19 protein-coding genes are annotated in these 22998 nt (G+C 38.1%); 9 read left to right on the top strand and 10 right to left on the bottom strand.

The genetic code is table 11. From position 1 onward, the window contains the following. Positions 1–22 precede the first annotated feature (22 nt). The 9 genes from IPJ53_02685 to IPJ53_02645 all read right to left on the bottom strand — a co-directional run bounded on the left by IPJ53_02685 (position 23) and on the right by IPJ53_02645 (position 11274). Positions 23–1141 carry an ABC transporter permease gene (locus IPJ53_02685; GenBank protein MBK7797995.1) on the bottom strand — a complete coding sequence of 373 codons (1119 nt, stop codon included), beginning with the start codon at positions 1139–1141 and terminating at the stop codon, positions 23–25. Beyond that, complete coding sequence (locus IPJ53_02680; protein ID MBK7797994.1) at positions 1138–2244, bottom strand: ABC transporter permease; 1107 nt, start codon at positions 2242–2244, stop codon at positions 1138–1140. The genes IPJ53_02685 and IPJ53_02680 overlap by 4 nt, the downstream gene beginning before the upstream one ends. A 15-nt stretch (positions 2245–2259) precedes the next feature. Further along, a complete protein-coding gene (locus IPJ53_02675) occupies positions 2260–3012 on the bottom strand; it encodes an ABC transporter ATP-binding protein (protein ID MBK7797993.1) in 753 nt (250 codons plus the stop codon). After that, on the bottom strand, positions 3002–3931 hold the full coding sequence (locus IPJ53_02670) for an ABC transporter ATP-binding protein (GenBank protein MBK7797992.1): 930 nt from the start codon (positions 3929–3931) through the stop codon (positions 3002–3004). Before IPJ53_02670 ends, IPJ53_02675 begins: the two co-directional genes overlap by 11 nt. Further along, positions 3928–4872 carry an HlyD family efflux transporter periplasmic adaptor subunit gene (locus tag IPJ53_02665; GenBank protein MBK7797991.1) on the bottom strand — a complete coding sequence of 315 codons (945 nt, stop codon included), beginning with the start codon at positions 4870–4872 and terminating at the stop codon, positions 3928–3930. Before IPJ53_02665 ends, IPJ53_02670 begins: the two co-directional genes overlap by 4 nt. 1 nt (position 4873) lies before the next feature. Further along, positions 4874–6148, bottom strand: a complete 1275-nt coding sequence (locus IPJ53_02660; GenBank protein MBK7797990.1) for a TolC family protein — start codon at positions 6146–6148, stop codon at positions 4874–4876. Positions 6149–6158: 10 nt separating this feature from the next. Next, complete coding sequence (locus tag IPJ53_02655; GenBank protein MBK7797989.1) at positions 6159–6779, bottom strand: TetR/AcrR family transcriptional regulator; 621 nt, start codon at positions 6777–6779, stop codon at positions 6159–6161. Positions 6780–6953: 174 nt separating this feature from the next. Continuing rightward, positions 6954–8267 (bottom strand): amidohydrolase family protein, encoded by a 1314-nt coding sequence (locus tag IPJ53_02650; GenBank protein ID MBK7797988.1) that lies wholly within the window; start codon positions 8265–8267, stop codon positions 6954–6956. Next, the gene (locus tag IPJ53_02645; GenBank protein MBK7797987.1) at positions 8260–11274 is read right to left on the bottom strand and encodes an amidohydrolase family protein; all 3015 of its coding nucleotides are present in this window, start codon (positions 11272–11274) and stop codon (positions 8260–8262) included. Before IPJ53_02645 ends, IPJ53_02650 begins: the two co-directional genes overlap by 8 nt. Before the next feature lie 117 nt (positions 11275–11391). Between IPJ53_02645 and IPJ53_02640 the strand changes: the two genes are divergently transcribed. The 8 genes from IPJ53_02640 to IPJ53_02605 all read left to right on the top strand — a co-directional run bounded on the left by IPJ53_02640 (position 11392) and on the right by IPJ53_02605 (position 20150). Continuing rightward, positions 11392–12234 carry a transketolase gene (locus IPJ53_02640; GenBank protein MBK7797986.1) on the top strand — a complete coding sequence of 281 codons (843 nt, stop codon included), beginning with the start codon at positions 11392–11394 and terminating at the stop codon, positions 12232–12234. 2 nt (positions 12235–12236) lie between these two features. Continuing rightward, positions 12237–13193: a transketolase family protein gene (locus IPJ53_02635; protein ID MBK7797985.1), complete on the top strand. Its 957-nt coding sequence runs from the start codon at positions 12237–12239 to the stop codon at positions 13191–13193. A gap of 45 nt (positions 13194–13238) precedes the next feature. Beyond that, positions 13239–14378, top strand: a complete 1140-nt coding sequence (locus tag IPJ53_02630; GenBank protein MBK7797984.1) for a cystathionine gamma-synthase — start codon at positions 13239–13241, stop codon at positions 14376–14378. Positions 14379–14403: 25 nt separating this feature from the next. Then, positions 14404–15960, top strand: coding sequence for a T9SS type A sorting domain-containing protein (locus tag IPJ53_02625; GenBank protein MBK7797983.1), 1557 nt, complete (start codon positions 14404–14406; stop codon positions 15958–15960). 11 nt (positions 15961–15971) lie between these two features. Further along, the gene (radC, locus tag IPJ53_02620; GenBank protein MBK7797982.1) at positions 15972–16667 is read left to right on the top strand and encodes a DNA repair protein RadC; all 696 of its coding nucleotides are present in this window, start codon (positions 15972–15974) and stop codon (positions 16665–16667) included. Between the two features lie 25 nt (positions 16668–16692). Beyond that, positions 16693–18444 carry an ABC transporter ATP-binding protein gene (locus IPJ53_02615; GenBank protein MBK7797981.1) on the top strand — a complete coding sequence of 584 codons (1752 nt, stop codon included), beginning with the start codon at positions 16693–16695 and terminating at the stop codon, positions 18442–18444. A 74-nt stretch (positions 18445–18518) separates the two neighbouring features. Then, on the top strand, positions 18519–18998 hold the full coding sequence (locus IPJ53_02610; GenBank protein ID MBK7797980.1) for a hypothetical protein: 480 nt from the start codon (positions 18519–18521) through the stop codon (positions 18996–18998). Positions 18999–19007: 9 nt separating this feature from the next. After that, on the top strand, positions 19008–20150 hold the full coding sequence (locus tag IPJ53_02605; protein MBK7797979.1) for a glycosyltransferase: 1143 nt from the start codon (positions 19008–19010) through the stop codon (positions 20148–20150). Here the strand turns inward: IPJ53_02605 and uvrB are convergent. Continuing rightward, on the bottom strand, positions 20147–22174 hold the full coding sequence (gene uvrB, locus IPJ53_02600; protein ID MBK7797978.1) for an excinuclease ABC subunit UvrB: 2028 nt from the start codon (positions 22172–22174) through the stop codon (positions 20147–20149). The genes IPJ53_02605 and uvrB overlap by 4 nt on opposite strands. A 27-nt stretch (positions 22175–22201) precedes the next feature. Here uvrB and IPJ53_02595 point away from each other — a divergent pair, with 27 nt between their 5' ends. Continuing rightward, on the top strand, positions 22202–22984 hold the full coding sequence (locus tag IPJ53_02595; GenBank protein MBK7797977.1) for an alpha/beta fold hydrolase: 783 nt from the start codon (positions 22202–22204) through the stop codon (positions 22982–22984). The last annotated feature ends 14 nt before the right edge of the window (positions 22985–22998 follow it).

Raw genomic sequence — 22998 nt, 5'->3', positions numbered from 1 at the left:
AGTTCAATCTTAATCAAACTTATTAACTACGTTTTCTGTAATTTAAAATCGCCCAACTTATTAGAAACAAAGCAAATCCAAAGATTATGGCTAGATGACTGGCAATATCCCAGAATCCACTCCCCTTGATAACTACCATTCTCATTACTGCAACAAAATAGGCAACTGGATTGAACCAGGTTATCACTTTTGCCCAAAATGGCATACTGTCTATTGATGTATAAAGACCACTTAGTAAAATAAAGACCATCATTAGAAAAAATGAAACCAAAACAGCTTGTTGCTGGGTTTGAGAATAGGTCGAAATTAGTAAGCCTAATCCTAATACGGCCAACATATAAACTGCACTGAACAAATAAATCAATTCAAGATGATTTGCCACACTTATACCATAAACAACTCTGGCTACTACAAGCCCAATAGTAAGTACCACCTGGGACATTAACCAAAAGGGAATGAGCTTTCCTAAAATGAAGTGATATTTCTTTATAGGTGTGACATTGATTTGTTCAATGGTTCCAATTTCCTTTTCACGCACTATATTAAGGGATGCAAGAAACATACCGATCATGGTCAGAAGCAGAGTGAGTATGCCAGGAACCATAAAAACCGGATACAATAAATGCTGATTATACAAAAAACGATAACTGACATTAATCAGCGGCTCAGGGCTAAATCTTGGTAATTGAATCAAGCGACTTCTAATGTCCTGATTAAATTCCCGCAGAATAAGTTGTAAATATGCTGCTCCTAAACTTGCCTTAACTCCATTAATCCCATTTACTGCTATAAAAACCGTTGCTTCATTCTCACGTAAAAGATCCATCTCAAAATTTGGTGGAAAAGTAAGAATCACATCAGCTTTGTCCTGCTCCACTTCTTCAATTGCTGGTTTATAAGATTGATTGAATGAACTTAAATTAAAATATTTCCCGGCTAAAATTTTTTGCGTACATTCTCTGGTATAAGAAGAATTATCCTGATCAACGACTGCCAGTTTAATTTCTTTCACTTCATAATTTGCTGCAAAGGGAAGGACTATTAACTGAATGATGGGCATGATAAACATCATTCTCAGTATAGCAGGGTTTCTCCTGATCTGATTGAATTCCTTCTGTAGCAAAAACCTCAATGGACTCATGCTAATCTTATTTTAAATTTTCTAACAGCCAGTCCAAGAAAAATTATCATCATTCCAAATAATATACTCAGCTCCTTAAGAATGGCAGAAACACCCAGTCCCTTAATCATTATAGACTTAACTATAATATAATACCACTTTGCAGGAACGATGTTTGACATAATTCTCAAAGGCATGGGCATATTCTCAATAGGAAACATAAAGCCACTTAACATTACCGTAGGAAGAAACATTCCTACCATTGCAATAAACATGGCTGTCATCTGTGAGTCTGTAATCGTACTTATAAATAGTCCCAAGATTAGGGCAGTGATGATAAACAACATGCTACTTAAAACAAGTAAAGAGAGACTTCCTCGAATAGGTATTTCCAAAACATAAACACTGAGCAATAAAATGGTCGCAATATTTACAAGAGAAAGTACAAAATAAGGAACCGCTTTTGCACCAATTATCATAAATGGCTGAACCGGCGATGCCAATAAAATCTCCATAGTTCCCAATTCCTTTTCACGAACTATTGAAATTGAAGTCATCAAAGTACAAACCAGGAGTAAAATCATTGACATCACACCAGGTACAAAATTGAAAGCACCTTTTAATTGAGGGTTATAAAGCATCCTCAACTCTGTCTTAATTGAATATGGTAATTTATTCAAACTTAGCAATTCGTTTTGATAATCCCGTATAATAGCGGATGCATAGTTTACCAAAGTACTTGCAGTATTAGGGTCTGACCCATCTGCGATCAGTTGAATTTCCCCACTGTGATTTTTTTGAAGCTCGTTTTCAAATTTTGATGAAAAAACAACTACCATTTTAATCTTACCTGTTTTGAATGCATTATCTATATCTGTCGGATTTTGTAACTCCTGATAGATATCAAAATATTTGCTGGCTTCAATTCTCTCAATAATCTGCTTACTTGATTTATCTTTTGAAGGATTAAGGATGGCAATATTTGAATTTTTGACTTCATTGGTCAATGCAAACCCAAATATCAATATCTGGGCAATAGGCATTCCAATTAAGATGAATAAAGTTCTTTTGTCTCTCCAAATGTGAAGAGTTTCTTTATATACAAATATTGCAAATTGCCTCATGGTTTTTAGTTACATTTATGTCAATTCTGTTCTATTTGCATTTCTGGCAAGTGAGTAAAATACCTGATCCATGCTTGATGCATTAAACAGTTTTCTTAACTGGCTTGGTGTATCCAAAGCCTCAATTCTTCCATCTACCATGATACAAACTCGGTCACAATATTCCGCTTCATCCATGTAATGAGTGGTCACAAAAACGGTAGTGCCCTTGGCTGCAGCCTCATAAATCAATTCCCAAAATTCTCTGCGGGTGATAGGATCTACTCCACCTGTTGGCTCATCAAGAAATACAATTTTGGGATCGTGAAAAATAGCAACGCTGAAACTAAGTTTCTGCTTCCAGCCTAGTGGTAATGATTTAACCAAATTGTTCTGTTCTTTTTCCAACTGAAGTTGCTTCAACAATGTGTGTGTTTTCTCTTTAATTTGATTCAAAGACAAACCATAAATTCCACCATAAAATTTTAAATTTTCTGAAATGGTCAAGTCATCATACAAGGAGAATTTTTGACTCATATAACCAATTTTGGTTTTTATAAGTTCTGCCTCATTGTCAATGGAATGCCCTGCAACAATAGCTCTACCACTAGTAGGCTTACTCAGACCACATAGAATTCTCATAGCCGTAGTTTTGCCTGCACCATTTGCCCCAAGAAAACCAAAGATTTCCCCTTGCCCCACATCAAAGCTGATGTGATCCACAGCCATAAAATCACCAAATTTCTTTGTAAGGGATTCTACTGATATCATTTTGTTTTCAAACTGCATGCTCGTTTCTCATAAGGTCAATAAATACGTCTTCGATATCTGCCTTTACTTTTTCTACTTTTAAGTCCTGATGGTTCATAGATGCAAGTTCTGCATAAACTTGCTGGGGTTCCATGGGTGATTTTGTGATCAAATGGAAATATTCACCAAAGGGATATACATGTTCAGTAAATTCCCTGGAGCGTAAATCACTTAATAAAGTAATTCTTTTAGCTGATTTAATTGCAAAAATATTTTTGTGAAAATTGCCCGTAATGATTTCAGGGGTATCCATGCTTAGCACTTTGCCTTCTTGTATTAAAGCCACCCGATCGCATAAATTAGCTTCATCCATATAAGGTGTTGAAACCAAAATAGTAATGCCCTGTTTTTGCAATGATTTAAGAATTTGCCAGAATTCCTTTCGGGAAACAGCATCTACGCCTGTAGTTGGCTCGTCTAAAAATAAAACAGTTGGTTTATGAATCAATGCACAGCTCAAGGCTAATTTCTGCTTCATTCCTCCTGATAATTTTCCTGCCTTTCGATTCTTAAAGGGTTCAATCTGACCATAAATGTCCTTAATTAAATCATAATTCTTCTCAATACTTGTATTGAAAATGGTAGCAAAAAACTGTAGGTTTTCCTGCACAGTAAGATCCTGATATAAAGAAAATTTACCTGGCATGTAGCCAGTTCGCTTTCTGATTTGCTTATATTCATGAACGATGTGAAATCCATCCACCCATGCATCTCCAGAATCAGGCAACAACAACGTGTTTAAAATTCTAAACAAAGTTGTTTTCCCGGAACCATCCGGACCAATTATTCCAAACAGTTCTCCTTTTGCAACTTCAAACGAAATTGGATGAAGAGCAGTAACCATTTGCTTTTCTTTTAGAAATTTTTTAGAAACTGATTGAATGCTGACGCTGATCATTTTTGCATATTTACTCGAATCTCTCCATACATACCTAATTTTAGATATCCATCATTTTCCACCGAAACTTTAATTGCATAAACCAGATTGACTCTCTCCTCTTTGGTGTGAATTGTTTTTGGTGTAAACTCAGCCTTATCACTAATCCAACTTACTACTCCTTTGTATTCCTTCATCTGATCACCCCCATTATCTGTATAAATTGACACCTCCTGGCCTAATTTAAAGCTGCTTAATTGATTTCCACTAATGTAAGCTCTGAGAATCATGTGTTTCATATCTGCAATTTTGTAAATTGGCTTACCTGGAGCTACCACTTCGGATTCTTTTGCATATATAGAAAGTACTGTTCCATCAATCGGGTTAAGAATTTTAGCACGATTTTTTTGATCCAGCAACACCTGAATTCTTTTTTCTAAAGGTTCTTCCTCACTTAGAATCCCACGATTCTGTGTTCCGGTAGTATTCGATTGTACCTCGACCTGTTGTTGGCTCACATTCATCTGTTGCTCCAAAATATCAATTTGTGAAAGAATGTCATCTAATTGCTTTCTGGTAGCTGCATCGGATTTCACCAAGTTTACAAAACGCGTTTTTTCTCTTTGTAAACTCGCTAGTTGGACCTTCTGCACTTCCAACTGATCGCGTATCAACTTAATCTGAGGTTTAACATTTAATGTTTTGCCATACAAGGCTCGTATACTGGAATGCAACTGATCGATTTGCAGTTGCAACGGAACAGTATCAATAACGACTGACAGAATTCCGGCATCTATAGTGTCCCCTTCGTGAACAGATAATTTTACTATCCTGCCAGGTATTTCAGCAGAGACTAAAATTTCTTCCGATTCAAATGTTCCTGTGGCTTCAAAATTGTCTTTTTTCTGCCAACATGAAGTGAAGATTACAACAACCAAAAAAAGATAAAATGGATTTTTCATATTACTGACCTAAAATATATTTGTACTGAATTAATGATTGTAGATATTGTAGTTGATGAATAATTAAGCTTTGTTTGGCCTGATCTTCTGCGTTGAGTTCTCTGATATAATCGGCACTTGTTATGACCCCTTGATCCAGTTGTGCTGCTGCAGAAGTCTTAATCTTTCGTCTCAACACAATGAGTTCTTCATCCGCCTTAATTAACTCCTTATATCTCAAAAGTTCGCTCTCTGATTGACTGAGCTGAATACTGTTGTTCAAAAGAAAGTTATCCTTCTGCAGCTCAAGCATGTTTTTATTAATTTGTATGATTTGTCTTTCTTTTTTTAAATTATAGACAGCAGTAGGATTCCAAAACGCTTTTATTCCACCAATAAAAAAAGGATCAAATTCATTATTAAGGAAATTTAATCCAGGTCGACCATAACCTCCTTGAGCAAATGCGGTCAATCTTGGCATAATTCTGACCTTATTTAATTTATCCTGTTGCCTAACAGCAGCTATCTGGCTATCGAACAATGACAATTCCAGCCTTTGATTTGATTTAGAAAAATTAACTTCATCAGGTTTTGGTAAGACTATTTTGGTTTGATCGGTAATAGATTTTCCTGATAGAAGTGATAATGTATTGTATAATGAAGACCGTGCACTTATAATTTCAGTTTGCTTTTGCAAAGTGCGAATATATTCAGCCTGTAAACTATAAAGTGCGGATTTAAAGGCAACACCCTGATTGACCTGGACTTCAGCTTTGTTAATAGCTTGTCTAAGGTCCTCCTGTAACAACACAGTTTGATTATTAAGTGCATCGAGAGTATGTATTTGTACAACTAACTGAAGAATTTTTTCTTTAATTTTATACTGTTCTACTGAGATTTTTTGGAGCTCTGTAGTTGAATTAAGTGTACTTATTTTTTTTTGATTCTTTACCAACCCACCATCATATAACAACTGAGTGACCTCCATTTGAATGCGATATTGGTCTTTGGCAAGGGTGTTTATTGGAACGCCTGGTATTTTGATAGGTAGCTCAGTTACTTCTGATTGCCAACCGGCCTGTGCAGAAATATTTGCCTGCGGCAGGTAAGAGGATTGAAAAATACTCTTTTGAATTGCCAAATTTTCATCAACCAAAACGCGTTGTCTGGTTAAAGGAAATTGCTGAATAGCCATTTCATTTAATTGTTCTAGGCTGACTGTATCCTGGGCTTTGATGACATGACAAACAATTGTCCAAATAAGCAAATTGAAAAGTGAACTATTTATTATTTTCATGCTTCTGAAATTAAATTATCAAAGATTGTATCACAAAATCTGCTACCTCTCTTTTACGCATTTCTAGAATGGCCATATATTCCTTATCGTTGAGGTTTAGTAATTTTTTAAACATAGGTTTCGCGAGAAAAGGGAACACGCACATCCCCATAATATGCATCATTAATTGTATTGGATCAATGTACTTTATTTTTTGTTCTTTAATTGCACGGTCTATGGCATTTTGAAATTCACCAAAAGGTAATTTCTTAAAATCAGATAAAAGCCCTTTGTTAAAAGCGTCTGGGTTGGTATTTATCTCATTTAGAACAAACATTGGTATGAATGGATTTCTGATCACCATGTCGATGTAGGCATGAGTGAAAGCACGTATTTTATCAAAGAAATCTCCGGATGAATCACTGAATATTTCATTCATCCTTGGGATTAAAATTAGAAAAGCTTCCTTAAAAATTAGTTCAAATAACGACTCTTTATTTCGAAAATAGTAATGCACGAGGGCTTTGTTGATGCCAGCCTCGTCAGCAATATCCTGCATCCTTGCTCCAGCATGCCCTTTCCGAATCATGACCTTGCGGGCCGCTTCCAGAATTTTCTCCCTGGTATTGTCATCTTTGTCTGCCTTAACCATTTGGTTTAACCATTTAGTTAATTACAAAGGTAAACTAATTATCTTAACCAAATGAAAAAAAATATTTTTTGATTGTTACCTGTTAAATACAACCTCCTTGCAATTGGAAGGGTCTTGCTCTGAAAAGAAATTTCAAAAATATTCCTTACTTTACCTTCCTTGGAAACTACCTAATTATTGACGACTGTACTTTTCTGAATACTTCTTATACAATTGTTTGTGTAGGTTATCCAAATCTATCTGTCTTCCCAGAATAAAAGCCATGTTTATGTCTTGACTTTTAATATCAAGCGCATCGCCTTTGGAAATAAAAAATGTGGCATCCTTACCTACTTCCAAACTGCCTGTACGGTGGGCAATGCCAAGAATTTCAGCAACCGATGATGTTACAGAAGCAATTGCATCTTCATGAGATAATCCGCCCGCAACAGCCTGCCCGGCTTGAAAAGCCAAATTTCGTTGTTGCCAAAATCCTTCATCACTTATTCCAAAAAGAATACCTGCTTTTTTAAGAATTCCTGGATTCAGATAAGGTTGAAATACATTCTCATCTTCTCGAGTTGGCAGGCTATGTATCCTCCCCAATATAATAGAAATATTTCTGGCCTTCAAGAAATCAGTAATTTTCCATGCATCATCTCCACCTACAATCACAGGCTTAATTTCGAATTGCTCACAAAACAAAATTGCCTGTATAATAGCTTTTGCGTTATTGACCCTTATAAATAATTTTTTCTGATTTTTCCACAATCCCTTCATGGATTCAAAAGCAAGGTTTATCTCCCCACCTGATGATTTGCTGTATGCTTTTGCCCTTGAAAAATAATTATTCAAAGACTCAACTTCCTTGATATAATTTTCATTGGCTGTAGATTTTTGAGGTTCTCCCCACCAGCCACCATTTGAATAGTTATTTGGCCAATTCAACCAGACACCTTCGTCTTCAGAATAAGCAGCATCTTCCCAATTCCATGCATCTAACTGGACAATAGAAGACTGTCCTGAAATCACTCCACCTGTAGGGGCAATCTGAGCCAAAAGAACACCGTTTGATCTGACAGTTGGAATTACTTTAGAATCGGTATTGTATGCAATCACAGCCCTTAAGTTGGGATTCAAATTTCCCAATTCGCGGCTGTCCTGTGTAGCTTTCACAGCAGATATCTCTTCCAGACCTAAAGTAGTTCCCGCAGCAATAAAACCTGGATATATTTCCTGAGACTGAAGATCTATTGAATTTTTTACCGATTTGACTTTAGTATTATCATCTCCTACATAACTGATTTTTCCATTATTAAAAATCAGTACTCCATTGTTAATAACTGCACCCTTGCCAGTATGAATCCTTGCATTGTAAAATGCCATTTCTTCCTTTTGGACACCAACCGGGATTTGAGCTTGCAAAAAATGCGAAAATGAACCTAGTTGCAAGACCAATAATGAAAAAAATTGCATGGATTTAATTGAAATAAGCTGTATGCTATTCATGATGATGTGAATTTAAATCATTGTCAGAATTAAGAGTCTCTCCCTCAACAGAATCGCAATGATATAGTTTTTTAGTTGGTGAGCGGAATGGGGTTGTTGTTGACCCTAAAGATTTCTGTTGCAACATTTTCTGGATGATGCGTGCACGTTCTTTTCGGATGAATTCTTGTTTGTTGACTTGTTCATCTTTGTCAAAATATTTTATTCCATCAATAAATGTTTTTTCAACCAACGAATAGACCGACAAAGGATTCCCATTCCAAAGCACCACATCGGCATCCTTCCCTTCTTTAAGACTGCCTACCCGATGATCAAGATGTAATAATTTTGCAGGATTTAGCGTCACAAATTTTAAGGCCTCTGTTTCTGACAAATTTCCATATTTAATTGCTTTAGCAGATTCCTGATTCAGCCGACGAGCCATTTCTGCATCGTCACTGTTAAAAGCTGTTGTGACACCCTGGTTATGCAAGATGGCTCCATTGTATGGGATGGCTTCATATACCTCAAATTTATAAGCCCACCAGTCTGAAAATGAAGCAGCGCCAACCCCATGCTTTTTCATCTTATCAGCCACTTTGTAGCCTTCCAAAATATGTGTAAAGGTATTTACCCTGAAATTAAATCGCTCAGCAACATGCATCAACATATTGATCTCTGACTGAACATAGGAATGACAAGTTATAAATCTCTTTTTGTCCAATATTTCTGCCAACGTTTCCAAATCAAGATTTCTTCTCACCTTGTCGGGGCCAAATTTCTTTATGTCGTCACTATAAGATTTGGCACGGGTAAAATAATCAATATAAACTTGTTCTACGCCCATTCGGGTGTCTGGAAATCTTTGATTGTTGTTTCCACCAGATCGTTTTACATTTTCACCTAAAGCAAATTTGATAAAAGGGTCAGCTCCTTCAAATTTCATTTCATCCGGTGATGAACCCCATCTCAATTTGATGATTGCAGATTGGCCTCCAATTGGATTACAGGAACCATGCAGTAATTGAGAGGTTGTCACACCACCTGAAAGTTGACGATAAATATTGATGTCATCAGAATTGATCACATCTCCGATTCGTACCTCAGCAGTTGATGCTTCTGTGCATTCATTTACACCGCGCGAGATTGCGATATGGCTGTGCTCATCAATTATACCAGGAGTAAGATGTTTTCCGGAAGCATTGATGACGATCGCCGTTTCATCCGAAATACTTTTTGCTATTTTCTTAATTTTTCCATTTTCTATCAACAAGTCTGTATTACTTAGATTTCCATCTTTTTCGCAAGTCCATATTGTAGCATTTTTAATTAAATACTTTTTCTGAACAGGTTTTTCCATCCATCCATAGGCCATGAAAGGATAGGTTACCATTGATACAGTATCCGGTATGTTTGCATTTTTTTCTTTGGTGTCCACTTTAAATTCTTTCCCCAGATCATCATTAAGTTTCATCTGAAAGATCTTAACAATTCCATCAGATCCAATACTTTGACCGATGAAAATTCCTTCCTGTTCAGTTGCACTCAACAGATAAACTTGTTTATTTTCATCCGTAAACTTACCGTTCAGATAGCGACCTTCAATTTTGATTTGCAGATTAAGTTTCATTGAATCATTCGTAAGAATTGTACATTCATACTTGTCTTCTTTTTTTACCAACATTATTTCATAAGACTTAGGACCTAATTGCATTTTGTAATTACCACTATAGTTATCCGTCTCAAATCTTTTGACCACATAAGATTGTCCTTTTATCCAGTTTTCATAAATCTGCGTTTTTTCTTCAAGTAAATCTCCATTTGTAATGATCATATTTGCCCATTTCCCTTTAGCCAAACTCCCTATTACATTATCCAAACCCATCCATTTGGCTGGAGTAGTAGTTAAAGCTTCCAGCGCTTTATTTTTGCTTAAACCGAGCTTTACAGCTTTGCGTAAATTTGGCAAGAAATCTTTTTGATCTTTAAGTCCATTGGTGGTAAAACTAAACTCTACATTGTTTTTCTCAAGGAATGCAGGATTGTAAGGAGCAAGTTCCCAGTGTTTTAAATCTGCCAAATCAATTTGCTCGGCATCATATGGATCCTCCACCTCATACAATGGTGGAAATTTTAGTGGAACTATCAGTCTTGCATTTGTCTTTTTAACTTCCTCTATACGTTGATATTCATCTCCATTTGATTTGATGATAAAATTTTGATTAAATTCTTTTGCTAATTTGTCAATTCTAAGGATGTCGAATTTGTCATTGGCAGCAAAAATCTGCAACAATGATCCGTTGCGATTCCATGCTTCCAAGGAAAGATTAACTTCCTTTGGTTTTATAACTTTTTCATAATAAGCCGCATCCAGATAGGTTTGGCGTAGCAATGCCAGACATCCCATCAGAGAGCCGGGATAATCTTGTGAGGATAATCCTTTATTAAAAGTTAATTGATGTGCAACCTCTGATTTTAATATCATCTCATGCTCATTTCCTGTTCCCAAAAAAACCAAGGTGGAGCTGCCCCGCGAAATTCCATCCGGAAAGTGAGTGTTTACCATTCCAAATCCAATATCTCTGAACTTCTGCGCCTGTTCATTTTTTACGGTAAAAAATTCAGCCGCTTTAATTTCAGGCTTCAAGGCCTCATTCCAAGAAAATGCACCCTCCTTACTGCTGACCATGGCATTGTTTGAAATTGCCTTTTTGGGTTCAGGCATCCCGTAATCAGCATACAAGTCTATCAGAGAAGGATAAATGTGCATGTTTTTATAGTCTTTTATCACTGCATCTATGGGTGGTTTTAAATCTTTACCTATGGTTTCGATTTTACCGTTTCTAATGATAAGATCTGTATTTTCCAATTGAATGCCGGGTTCAGGATGCACAGTGGCCTGTCGTAAGAGAAAGCATGACTGATCCGGTTCCCTGACACCATTAACCGGAAAACTTACCTGCGCCTGACAGAGATGAATAATAGAAAAGAACGTGAGGCAAACAAAAAGATTATGGACTAATTTCATAAGAAATTTAATTAGGCACCGAAGAAACGTAAAAAAATCACAAAGGCCAAATATTATGATTTATTCGCAACAGTTTTAGCACAAGCACAGGACAATCATTACCTTTGCGGCCAAACCATGAAGACGATAGCCGAACTCACTCAAATCGCGTCACAAGTCAGACGAGACATCATCAGGCAGACCTGGATGGCAAAAAGCGGACACCCCGGAGGTTCGCTTGGCTGTGCGGATTTTTTAACTGCACTTTATTTCAACACACTGAATTACAAATTACCCTTCAGTATGGAGGGTCAAGGGGAGGATTTATTTTTTCTTTCCAATGGCCATATTTCTCCGGTGCTTTACAGTGTACTTGCCCGAACAGGTCATTTTCCAGTGGAAGAATTAAATACCTTTAGACAAATAAATTCTCGGCTTCAGGGGCATCCTGCCACACATGAGCACATTCCCGGAGTCCGGATTGCTACTGGCTCTTTAGGCCAGGGCCTGAGTGTTGCTCTTGGGGCCGCCATGGGTAAAAGAATGAGTGGTGATTCATCGCTCGTTTACGTTTTGACCGGTGACGGAGAATTGCAAGAGGGACAGAACTGGGAGGCTATTATGTGTGCTGCCCATTATAAAATAGACAATCTCATTGTAACAGTAGATTGGAATGGTCAGCAAATAGATGGTCCTAATGATGAGGTCATTTCCCTAGGTGATCTTCCCGGCAAATGGCATGCCTTCGGCTGGGAGGTAATGCATATGGAAGGAAATCAAATGGATGATGTTGTGCACATCCTTGAGATGGCCAAAAGAAAATTACATCAAGGGAAACCTGTCGTCATATTAATGAGGACTGTAATGGGTTTTGGAGTAGATTTTATGATGGGCACTCATAAATGGCATGGAGTAGCGCCTAATGATGAACAAGCAGAAAAAGCATTGGCACAATTGCCACAAACTTTAGGAGATTTTTAATTATGAGCACCTGGGATAAATATCAAAGTACTGCTAAAAAAGCTACCAGAAATGGTTTTGGAGACGGATTATTGGAAGCCGCCAGAAAGAACCCAAAAGTAATTGCCCTTTGTGCAGATCTTGCAGGATCACTGAAGATGGACCTCTTTGAAAAAGAATTCCCAGAGCGATTCATTCAGGTTGGAATTGCGGAAGCAAATATGATGGGTATGGCTGCCGGTTTGGCGACCACTGGAATGATCCCATTTACCGGTACTTTTGCTAACTTTTCAACTGGCAGGGTCTTTGACCAAATCCGACAGTCCATTGCCTATTCAGAAAAAAATGTCAAAATCGCAGCTTCTCATGCCGGTATCACTTTAGGTGAAGATGGTGCTACCCATCAGATATTGGAAGATGTTGGCTTAATGAAGATGCTTCCCGGTATGACAGTAATAAACCCTGCTGATTACGCTCAGACAAAAGCAGCCACTCAAGCCATAGCAGAATTTAAGGGTCCGGTTTATCTAAGGTTTGGAAGACCTGATTGGCCTGTTTTTCTAGAAAATGAAAAATTCGAAATTGGTAAGGCCCTTAAGCTAAAAGACGGTAAAGACGTAACCGTCATTGCTACCGGACATTTACTTTGGAATGCATTGGAGGCTGTGCGTCAACTCGATAAAGAAGGAATCAATTGCGAATTGATAAATATTCATACGATCAAACCATTGGATACAGAAGCAATCCTCAACTCTGTCAAAAAAACCGGCAGGGTAGTAAGTTGTGAAGAACATCAGCGCAACGGCGGATTAGGTGACAGTGTTGCACAATTACTCAGCATGAATTTCCCTGCACCACAAGAATATGTTGCCGTAAATGATTCCTTTGGTGAAAGCGGTAAACCTATGGAACTGATGGAAAAATATGGTCTTGGAGTCAAGGACGTACTTGAAAAAATCAGAAAAGTACTCAGTCGATAATTGATTTTTATTCTCTGAATCTTTTTCCTTTTTAAACGAAACAAAATGAAATTTGCAACCAAGCTTATCCATGCAGGTGTCCACCCTGATCCTTCCACAGGAGCAATTATGACCCCTATTTTCCAGACCTCCACCTATGTTCAAGATGGGCCTGGAAATCACAAGGGATATGAATATGCCAGAACCCAGAACCCAACCCGAACAGCCTTGCAGGAAAACTTGGCTGCATTGGAAAATGGAACTGACGCCATATGTTTTGGCAGTGGACTTGCAGCAATGGATGCCATTATTAAATTGTTGAAATCCGGTGACGGTGTGGTAGCCAGTAATGACATGTATGGTGGATCTTTCAGGTTGTTGGAAAAAATATTCAAACCCTTTGGCATTAGCAATAAACTGGTTCCCATGCAGGATCCAGATATTGTGGAAGCCGCTCTGGATGAAAATACCAAATTGATCTGGGTTGAAACCCCAACCAATCCATTGCTAAATATAGTAGATATCAAAGCCATTTGTAAGATTGCCGCAAAACGGAATATTCTTGTATGTGTTGACAATACTTTCGCATCGCCTTACCTTCAGAATCCGTTAGATCTGGGTGCCGATCTCGTGTTACATTCCGCAACCAAATATTTGGGTGGTCATAGCGATGTTGTACATGGAGCGGTCATTACTAAAAATAAGAGGCTTGCAGAGCAATTGTATTTTATCCAGAATGCCAGCGGTGCTGTTCCGGGACCTATGGACTGTTTTCTGATCCTCAGGGGAATAAAAACCCTTCATGTAAGGGTACAAAGAGCCTGTGAAAATGCTCGCAAAATTGCAGAATTTCTTATTTCCCATCCCAATGTAAACAGAGTTTTATATCCTGGATTTAGCAATCACCCGGGTCACGAAGTAGCTAAAAGTCAGATGCGTGATTTCGGAGCAATGGTTTCTTTTGATCTTAAAAATACAGATGTAGAAGCTGCCATGAAGGTCTTATCGAAAACTAAATTGTTTTCCTGTGCAGAGTCTCTGGGTGGTGTAGAATCTTTGATTGGACATCCTGCATCAATGACCCATGCCTCTTTACCAAAGGAAGAACGATTGAAATCTGGCCTAACAGATTCATTAATGCGGTTAAGTGTGGGCATTGAAGATGTGGAAGATTTGATTGAAGACTTAAGACAAGCTTTGTCCTAAAAGTTTTTTTTTGTAGAATTGCAGAATGAAAAAGTTTACAGTCCTTTTCGTTTTGTTCGCATGCATCCGGTCGAATGCTCAGGTTTTAATAAAAGATGTATATCCGGGTATACAATCCGGAGTCATGTCATCGCAGAATATAGTATTTGGCAATAAGCTATATTACCATGGCGTAGATACCGATTTCAGTCCTGGAAGTATATTTGTTTCAGATGGAACAGATGCGGGAACCCGGAAACTTTTAGGTGCAGAAAATATTACCAATTTTGGACACTTAACGAATACTGGTACCAAACTATTTTTTGATGGTTTTTTGGGGGTAAGGACATTGTTTGTTAGCAATGGTAAAGATCTTGGAACAAAAGGAGTAAGGGGTTTTGAAACAACGCCTATTGAAGCCATCATGAAAATAGACACCAACAAAGTTCTACTATTTGTTCAAGCCGACCCGCTGAAACCAAATCCTAATCAATTATGGGTAAGCGATGCTACCGTGAATGGTACTTTAAAAATTGCAGACATCAATGCCACTACCAAAAACACCTATAAATCATCCAACTTTAAGGGTGGAGCCGTCTTTTTTGACAACAGCACCAACACCACCAAGATGGCACCTATGATTTCAGATGGGACATCAGCAGGAACTCTTACTATTCAATCCTACCTTTCAAAAAATGGTCTATTTAATTTTGATAATGTTTACACTGCATATGGAGTAGATTCTTTGCTCTTTGTTGGAGGGATAAAAAATTCTGTAAAACTGACCATCGTTACAGATGGCACGTCTGCAGGCACTAAAGAAATAAGCTTGTCAAAAGAGTCCTCAAATTACCTAGATGTATTTTTTATAAATACTTCTTTTATTATCCACAATGACAAGGATATTTCAAGTTACGATTATACCAGGAATGAAGCTGTATTTTTAACTACAGATGCTGCTCCTTATGGTGCCTTCAAGGTTCATAAAGACCGTTTGTACTTTTATGCAGCAGAATCTAATGGAGACACCTATATCTGTGTTACTGACGGAACCAAAAAAGGTACTTTGAAAGTCGATAATTCTGCTTTCGGTGTAACCACAGATGCCAACATTCAAGTTCTAGGTAACAGAATTTATTTTGTGATCGAAACCATTCCTTTATTAAAAGAAATCTGGAGGTTCCATCAAGATACTCTGAAGGCAGAAAGTTATACAGATTTTGGTGGCCGCTTCAGGCCGGTAATTTTTAATACCATCCCTAACCAAATAATCCTCTCCAGATATACCAATGTCCTGGGATCAGAATTGTATAAAGTTGATAATAACTCAACTGCTTCAAGGGACTTTCAAATCCCGGATAAAATATCTGCTTTTCCGGTTCCCGCCAATAGAGAAATATTTATTGATCTTTCTAAACTTAACTGGATCCCGGATTATCTTGAAGTGTACAATTTATCTGGACAATTATACAAAAAGGTAAAATACGGATCACCTTCTGTTCAACCAATCAAACTCGATGTGCAAGAACTTCCTCAAGGCAACTACCTATTGAAATTATTTGACAAACAAAAAGTAAGCACCCTATCATTCACAAAAAAATAAATAACACACCTATGAAAACACCTACTGGCAGCAGCATTAAAAGCTGGGCACTGGATGATCGTCCCCGTGAAAAACTAGCCTTAAAAGGAAAAGAAGCGCTGAGCAACGCAGAACTACTCTCTATCCTGTTAGGATCAGGAAGCAGAAATGAAAGTGCTCTTGATCTGTCCAAAAAAATTCTAGATGCCTCAGGAAACAACCTATTCGAACTTGGGAGAATGGGGATTGCCAAACTAAAAAAATTCAAAGGTATTGGATCAGTTAAAGCCATTACTATTGAAGCGGCCATGGAACTGGCCCGTCGCCGGCAACAGGCTGAAGCCAAACCAAAGACCGGATTAAAATCCAGTCAGGAAGCTTATCAGATCTTACGTTCCAGAATGGAAGATTTACAAGTAGAAGAATGTTGGGTGGTTTTTCTCAACAGAGCTAATTTCATATTGGGCGCGGAGAAGATTAGTTTAGGAGGATTAACCGGTACGGTGGTTGATGTTCGCATCATTTTTAAGAGGGCCTTGGAACTTCAGGCTACTGCAATCATTCTTTCGCATAATCACCCATCCGGAAATCTCAAGCCAAGTCAGCAAGATATCGACCTGACACAAAAAGCAAAAAATGCAGGGATTGCCCTTGACATTAATGTGTTCGATCATCTGATAATTTCAGATCAAGGCTATTACAGCTTTGCAGATGAGGGGATGCTGTAAGAATAATTGTAATTTTGCTGGCTCAATGTCAGATTCAGGCAACAATTTTTTTATTCTCAGACGTTTGTTTGGTTTTACAAAACCATACAGATCGATACTTTGGACCTCAACATTTCTAGCAATATTGTTGGCTCCATTAAATGCATTGACCCCTTATTTAACTCATTTGATGGTGGACAACCACATCATGAAGGCAGACCTTCCTGGTCTCCAAAAAATGGCCTTACTGTTTGTATTGGTTTTAATCACGACGACGGGTTTACGTTATCTCTTTACCATCCTGACAAATACCCTTGGGCAAAATGTCATTAAAGACATCCGTAATAAAGTCTTTGCACATTTATTGGGTATGAAGCTTGCTTACTTTGACAAAACTCCGGTTGGAACCAATACCACCAGAACTGTCAATGATCTTGAATCAGTAAATGTCGTATTTGCCGAAGGCCTTATCACTATAATGGCAGATGTGCTGGGTCTTTTGACTATACTTGGCATGATGTTCTACACCAGTGTAAAATTGACCTTTATTTCTTTGGTAAGCTTTCCCCTATTGTTGATAGCCAGCTATATTTTTAAAGAAAAAGTAAAGGTTTCTTACCAACGTGTACGAACTGAAGTTGCACGAATGAATTCATTTCTTCAGGAACACATCAGCGGTATGAGGATAGTCCAAATCTTCACTGCTGAGAAAAAAATTGCAGCCAAATTCAAAAGCATCAACAAAACCTATACGCAAGCAAATCTTGATGGGATATTCTATTATGCAGTATTTTTTCCGGTGGTTGAAATTATATCCGCTGCCTCCCTTGGGTTTATGGTATGGTGGGGTGCAAAAGGTGTGCTTGGAGGTGCTGTTACCGTGGGTCAATTGGTTGCCTTTCCAATGTTTATTGCCAGATTGTTCCAACCTGTAAGAATGCTGGCTGACAAATTCAACAGCCTCCAAATGGGTTTAATTGCCGGAGGAAGGATTTTTCATACCCTGGACAATCAAGAAAAGGATTATGACTCAGGTAATATTCATCTGGATATACTGAAAGGGGAGGTTGTATTTGATCGGGTAAGCTTTTCCTATGATGGAATTACTCCGGTTTTAAATGACATTTCCTTTACTTTGGAAGCCGGCAAATCTTTAGCCATTGTAGGTAGCACCGGTTCTGGCAAGTCGACCATGATCAGTATTCTCAACCGACTTTATGAGGTGGAAAATGGAGTGATTTCTATTGATGGGATCAATATCAAAGAATATGATTTAGAAACCCTTAGAGGTAATATAGGATTGGTACTACAGGATGTATTTTTGTTTTATGGTTCGGTATATGACAATATCAGTCTCAATAATCCTAACATCAGCCATCAACAGATTGAGGAAGCCTCCAAAACTATTGGAGCCGATATTTTCTTCAAGGTGTTACCGGGTGGATATGAATATCAGGTAACAGAACGAGGCTCCAACTTATCCATGGGCCAACGCCAATTGATCTCATTTGTAAGGGCTTTGGTTTACCAACCCAATATCCTGATATTGGATGAAGCCACTTCTTCAATTGATAACCAGACAGAGGCCATAATCCAGAATGCTATTGACAAACTTACAAAAGGAAGAACTTCTATCATTATAGCCCACAGGCTTTCTACCATTAAAAATGTGGACAAGATACTTGTGCTGGAAAAAGGAAAAATTGTAGAATCAGGCAGCCAGCAGGAACTTTTAGCACATCCCAATGGTTTATTTTCCAGATTGTATTTAACCCATTTTGATCCCATTCAAGCGTAATAAGTTAATATTCAACATTAACATATTATTTATTATTTTAATGCATAAATTTGTGCTATATTTGCTTGGCGAACATGATCCAGAATAAAACATATACTTTTAATTCCGACAAGAATCTTTACCAAAGGATTATTGGCACACTCGTGTTGCTTGCCTTTGTGGGTGTATTCCTGTATTTGTTTTATCATGTATACAGGATTCTGTTTTTTTTATCCCCGATCTTTCTAATTGCAGCCGTTATTATTTATCCGAGAGTGGTAGGTAATCACATTAAAATTATCCTCCAAACCTTTAAGGCCAGCTTCATTGGTGGCATGTTGCACATCGGACTACAGCTCATTGGGCTTCCTTTGGTCTCTATTGGTTTAATTTTTAAAGCCTGGGCTTATAAAAATTTTGGGGTGATGCAACCTGAGTCTTCAGACCATGCATTCGAAGAAAAATATACAGCTTACGAAGAAGTAATGGACCCAAATGCAGGTTCCAAAGATTTAAATAAAAAGTCAGCTGAAAAGGAAAAAGCCTTGTCTGGCTACGACGATTTGTTTGAATAAACTTTTTTTGTGCTGATATTTCTCATTACCGTTGCATTTCTTTCTTTTATCTATATCATTCTTAGCCTGATCTTTCTGGTTCATTGGCGAAAACAAAAGGAATTTATCATAGATTTTGCATTTACCCCTTCAACGAAAGTAAGTGTGATTGTCCCTGCAAGAAATGAAGAAGAAAGTATTCAACAATGTACCAATTCTATTTTAGCTCAAAATTATCCCTACGATTTAATTGAACTGATTGTGGTGGATGATCAGTCAGATGATGCCACCCCTGAAATACTTGAAAACATCAAAGATCAGCGGTTAAGAGTGATGAGGTTGGGTGTTTATAAACGTACTACCATCACAGGTTCAAAGAAAAAAGCCATTTCATATGGAATCAGTCATGCCACAGGTCATTTGATGATAACTACAGATGCGGATTGCATTCATGGAGAAGACTGGCTCAGAACAATAGTCGCGTATTATGAAAAATTTAAACCCAAGCTTATTGTAGCGCCAGTATTAGTCAAAAAAGAAAAAACCTTGCTGAATTTATTTCAGGACATGGATTTTGTCAATTCTTTCATGGTGCATTTGGTAGGGATTCGCTCGGGAATGTTCTATCTTGGTAGTGGGGCAAATCTTGCTTATGAGAAATCGGTCTTTCAAGAGACAGATCCTTACGATAACAACCAACACATCGCTTCAGGAGATGATCTTTTTCTCATCCAAAAGGTAAAAAAAATCTATCCCGGCAAAGTGTATGCATTAAAATCAAATCAGGCTTCTGTTCAGACAAGCGCCATCAGAACTGTTCGAGCACTCTTATCACAACGTCTTAGATGGGCCGGAAAAATGAAGAGTGCATCCTCCTTCAACATGTTATTAGTCTCATCTTTCGTTTGGGTATTCAGATTGAGCTTGCCTGCATTTACACTTTTGGCTTTAATGTTAGAATTACCTATTTATTTATATGCTGGGTTGGGAATGTTGTTCTTACATTTTCTAATGGACTTTATTTTAATTCGACAATCTAGCATGTTTTTCAAGCGAGGATATTTATTAAAATGGATTTTACCACTTGAGCTTTTGTATACTATTTATTTTTTAGTACTTGGGTTGTTGTCTTGGTTTCCAATATCTCTTGAGTGGAAAGACAGAAAAATCTAAGCCAAACCCTGTAGTTTCTTTTTTAAGAGATTCATTTCATCTCTATGCTGTGCAGCAGTTATAAAATCAAGATCCTTGGCTGCTTGTTTCATCTTCTTTTCTGTTTCTGCAATAAGTTTTTCGATTTGTGTGCGGTTCAAATATTCTACTACAGGATCTGCAGCGATAATACCCTCTTCAGGACCTGTATAAACATTAGGTTGTTTGCCTCTCAAATCCAATATGGAGCTTTTGGCCATGATCTCCTCTCTGGTCTTGCTCAATGTCTTTGGCGTGATTCCATGTTCCATATTGTATGCCATTTGTTTAGCACGCCTCCTTTCAGTTTCTTCCATAGTTCTCCTCATGGAGTCGGTTACTTTATCCGCATAAAAGATCACCAGTCCATTGGCATTCCGTGCAGCCCGCCCAGCAGTCTGGGTCAATGAACGATCACTTCTTAGAAAACCTTCTTTGTCTGCATCCAAAATTGCAACCAGTGAAACTTCCGGAAGGTCCAATCCTTCTCTCAGTAAATTTACACCGACCAAGACATCAAAATCTCCAAGCCTGAGATCCCTGAGGATCTCCACGCGCTCCATGGTGTCAATCTCAGAGTGAATGTACTTGCAGAGCAAATTAAGACCCTGAAAATATTTTGCCAGTTCCTCCGACATTCTTTTAGTCAGCGTCGTGACCAACACCCTTTCATTCTTTGCCTTGCGTTTATGAATTTCGTCCAGCAAATCATCAATTTGATTGATAGATGGCCTGATTTCAATAGGCGGATCAAGCAAACCTGTTGGCCTCACAACTTGTTCAACAACCATTCCTTCTGTTTGTCCCAACTCATAATCTGCAGGAGTCGCACTTACATAAATAATCTGATTAATCTGCTGCTCAAATTCTTCAAAACTTAACGGCCTGTTGTCCAATGCAGAGGGTAACCTGAAGCCAAATTGTACCAAATTCATTTTACGCGCTCGGTCACCGCCCCACATGCCCCTTATCTGAGGAATGGTCACATGACTTTCGTCAATTACTAAAAGATAATCATCCGGAAAATAGTCCAACAAACAAAATGGTCGAGTACCTTTTGCTCTACCGTCAAAGAATCGTGAATAATTTTCTATTCCTGAACAGTAGCCAAGCTCACGCATCATTTCCAAGTCAAATTGAGTCCTTTCTTCAATGCGTTTCGCCTCGCTGTATTTCATTTCTGATTCGAAATACTTTTTCTGTTGGGCCAGTTCATCTTCTATATGTCGGAGGATGGATTTCAATCTATCCTTGGGTGCCACATAAAGATTCGCAGGAAAGATAGCTGCAAAGTCCATGCTGGTAATGCGCTTGCCGGAAGTAATTTCGATCTCATCGATCTGCTCAATTTGGTCCCCAAAAAAGTGGATGCGAATTCCAAAATCCACGTAAGGCAAATTGATGTCGACCGTGTCTCCTTTTACACGAAAGTTTCCACGATTCAGATCTCCTTCTGTGCGGCTGTACAAACTGTCCACCAGCCGATACAAAAAATCATTTCGGGAGATGACCTGGCCCTTTTGAATACGAATAATTCCAGCTTTATAATCCTCTGGATTCCCCATTCCGAAAATACAGGAAACCGTTGCGACTACGATCACATCCCGTCTGCCCGAAAGTATAGAAGATGTTGCCTTGAGCCTTAATTTGTCTACCTCTTCATTGATGGCGAGATCCTTCTCTATATAAGTATCTGTTACAAAAACATAAGCTTCCGGCTGGTAATAATCATAATATGATACAAAATATTCTACGGCATTGTCAGGGAAAAATTCCTTGAATTCACCGTAAAGTTGTGCGGTGAGTGTTTTGTTGTGGGAGAGGATCAGGGTTGGTTTGTTGATATTGGCAATGACATTGGCAATGGTAAATGTTTTACCAGACCCGGTCACACCGAGTAAAACTTGTGCCTTTTCTTCATTCAGCACCCCTTCAGTCAGTTGCTTGATAGCATCTGGCTGATCCCCTGAAGGCTGATAATTTGAATTAAGTATAAATTTGGACATTAATTAAGCGCAAAAGGCAAAAATACCATGCAGGAGGAGAATAACACAATTTCTTTACACTATAAAAAACTGGGTCAAGGACCGCCACTGTTGATACTTCATGGATTGTTCGGGAGTTTGGACAATTGGCAGACCATTGCAAATGCACTTGCGGATCAATTTACCATTTACTTGATCGATCTCCGGAATCATGGTAAATCTCCACATCATCCCTTGATGAATTACCATCTTATGGCTCAGGACCTCGTAAGATTTGTACATGAGCATAATCTGAGGGAAGTAAATATTATTGGGCATTCAATGGGAGGTAAGGTAGTGATGGAATTGCTAGCAACTGATGAAACCCTCGTCCACAAAGCTATGGTGGTAGACATTGGAATTAAAACCTACAAGGGAGGCCATGAAGAAATTTTCAAAGCAATGTTTTCACTCAACCTGGACAAGCTGACCAAAAGGTCAGAAGCGGAAGAAGGACTCATTCCATTCATTCCAGATTTTGGAGTCCGCCAGTTCATACTTAAGAATCTGGACCGAAAACATGATCAAAAGTTTGTGTGGAAACTCAATTTGGAAGCCATTTATCAAAATTACAATAATATAAATGAATCCCTCTCTCCCGACCATAGGATTTACATTCCTGTCTGTTTTGTTTTGGGCTCAAAATCAAATTATGTGACAAACGAAGACCGCGAAGAAATCAAAATTTATTTCTCAGAAGCAGAATTTGTTACGATAGAAAATGCAGGACACTGGATACACGCGGACCAACCGGTTAAGATGGTCGAAGTGATTAAAGAATATTTTGTCTGAGGTGTCATCATTGC

Source organism: Candidatus Vicinibacter affinis (assembly GCA_016714365.1).
Classification (GTDB): domain Bacteria; phylum Bacteroidota; class Bacteroidia; order Chitinophagales; family Saprospiraceae; genus Vicinibacter; species Vicinibacter affinis.
Note: the sequence above shows the minus strand (reverse complement) of the source record. Positions and strands in the feature narration are given on the sequence as shown.

Bases quoted from the DNA above. Each gene is read 5' to 3' on its own strand.
- IPJ53_02685 (MBK7797995.1), bottom strand. From the start codon at position 1,141: ATGAGTCCATTGAGGTTTTTGCTACAGAAGGAATTCAATCAGATCAGG.
- IPJ53_02680 (MBK7797994.1), bottom strand. From the start codon at position 2,244: ATGAGGCAATTTGCAATATTTGTATATAAAGAAACTCTTCACATTTGG.
- IPJ53_02675 (MBK7797993.1), bottom strand. From the start codon at position 3,012: ATGCAGTTTGAAAACAAAATGATATCAGTAGAATCCCTTACAAAGAAA.
- IPJ53_02670 (MBK7797992.1), bottom strand. From the start codon at position 3,931: ATGATCAGCGTCAGCATTCAATCAGTTTCTAAAAAATTTCTAAAAGAA.
- IPJ53_02665 (MBK7797991.1), bottom strand. From the start codon at position 4,872: ATGAAAAATCCATTTTATCTTTTTTTGGTTGTTGTAATCTTCACTTCA.
- IPJ53_02660 (MBK7797990.1), bottom strand. From the start codon at position 6,148: ATGAAAATAATAAATAGTTCACTTTTCAATTTGCTTATTTGGACAATT.
- IPJ53_02655 (MBK7797989.1), bottom strand. From the start codon at position 6,779: ATGGTTAAGGCAGACAAAGATGACAATACCAGGGAGAAAATTCTGGAA.
- IPJ53_02650 (MBK7797988.1), bottom strand. From the start codon at position 8,267: ATGAATAGCATACAGCTTATTTCAATTAAATCCATGCAATTTTTTTCA.
- IPJ53_02645 (MBK7797987.1), bottom strand. From the start codon at position 11,274: ATGAAATTAGTCCATAATCTTTTTGTTTGCCTCACGTTCTTTTCTATT.
- IPJ53_02640 (MBK7797986.1), top strand. From the start codon at position 11,392: ATGAAGACGATAGCCGAACTCACTCAAATCGCGTCACAAGTCAGACGA.
- IPJ53_02635 (MBK7797985.1), top strand. From the start codon at position 12,237: ATGAGCACCTGGGATAAATATCAAAGTACTGCTAAAAAAGCTACCAGA.
- IPJ53_02630 (MBK7797984.1), top strand. From the start codon at position 13,239: ATGAAATTTGCAACCAAGCTTATCCATGCAGGTGTCCACCCTGATCCT.
- IPJ53_02625 (MBK7797983.1), top strand. From the start codon at position 14,404: ATGAAAAAGTTTACAGTCCTTTTCGTTTTGTTCGCATGCATCCGGTCG.
- radC (MBK7797982.1), top strand. From the start codon at position 15,972: ATGAAAACACCTACTGGCAGCAGCATTAAAAGCTGGGCACTGGATGAT.
- IPJ53_02615 (MBK7797981.1), top strand. From the start codon at position 16,693: ATGTCAGATTCAGGCAACAATTTTTTTATTCTCAGACGTTTGTTTGGT.
- IPJ53_02610 (MBK7797980.1), top strand. From the start codon at position 18,519: ATGATCCAGAATAAAACATATACTTTTAATTCCGACAAGAATCTTTAC.
- uvrB (MBK7797978.1), bottom strand. From the start codon at position 22,174: ATGTCCAAATTTATACTTAATTCAAATTATCAGCCTTCAGGGGATCAG.
- IPJ53_02595 (MBK7797977.1), top strand. From the start codon at position 22,202: ATGCAGGAGGAGAATAACACAATTTCTTTACACTATAAAAAACTGGGT.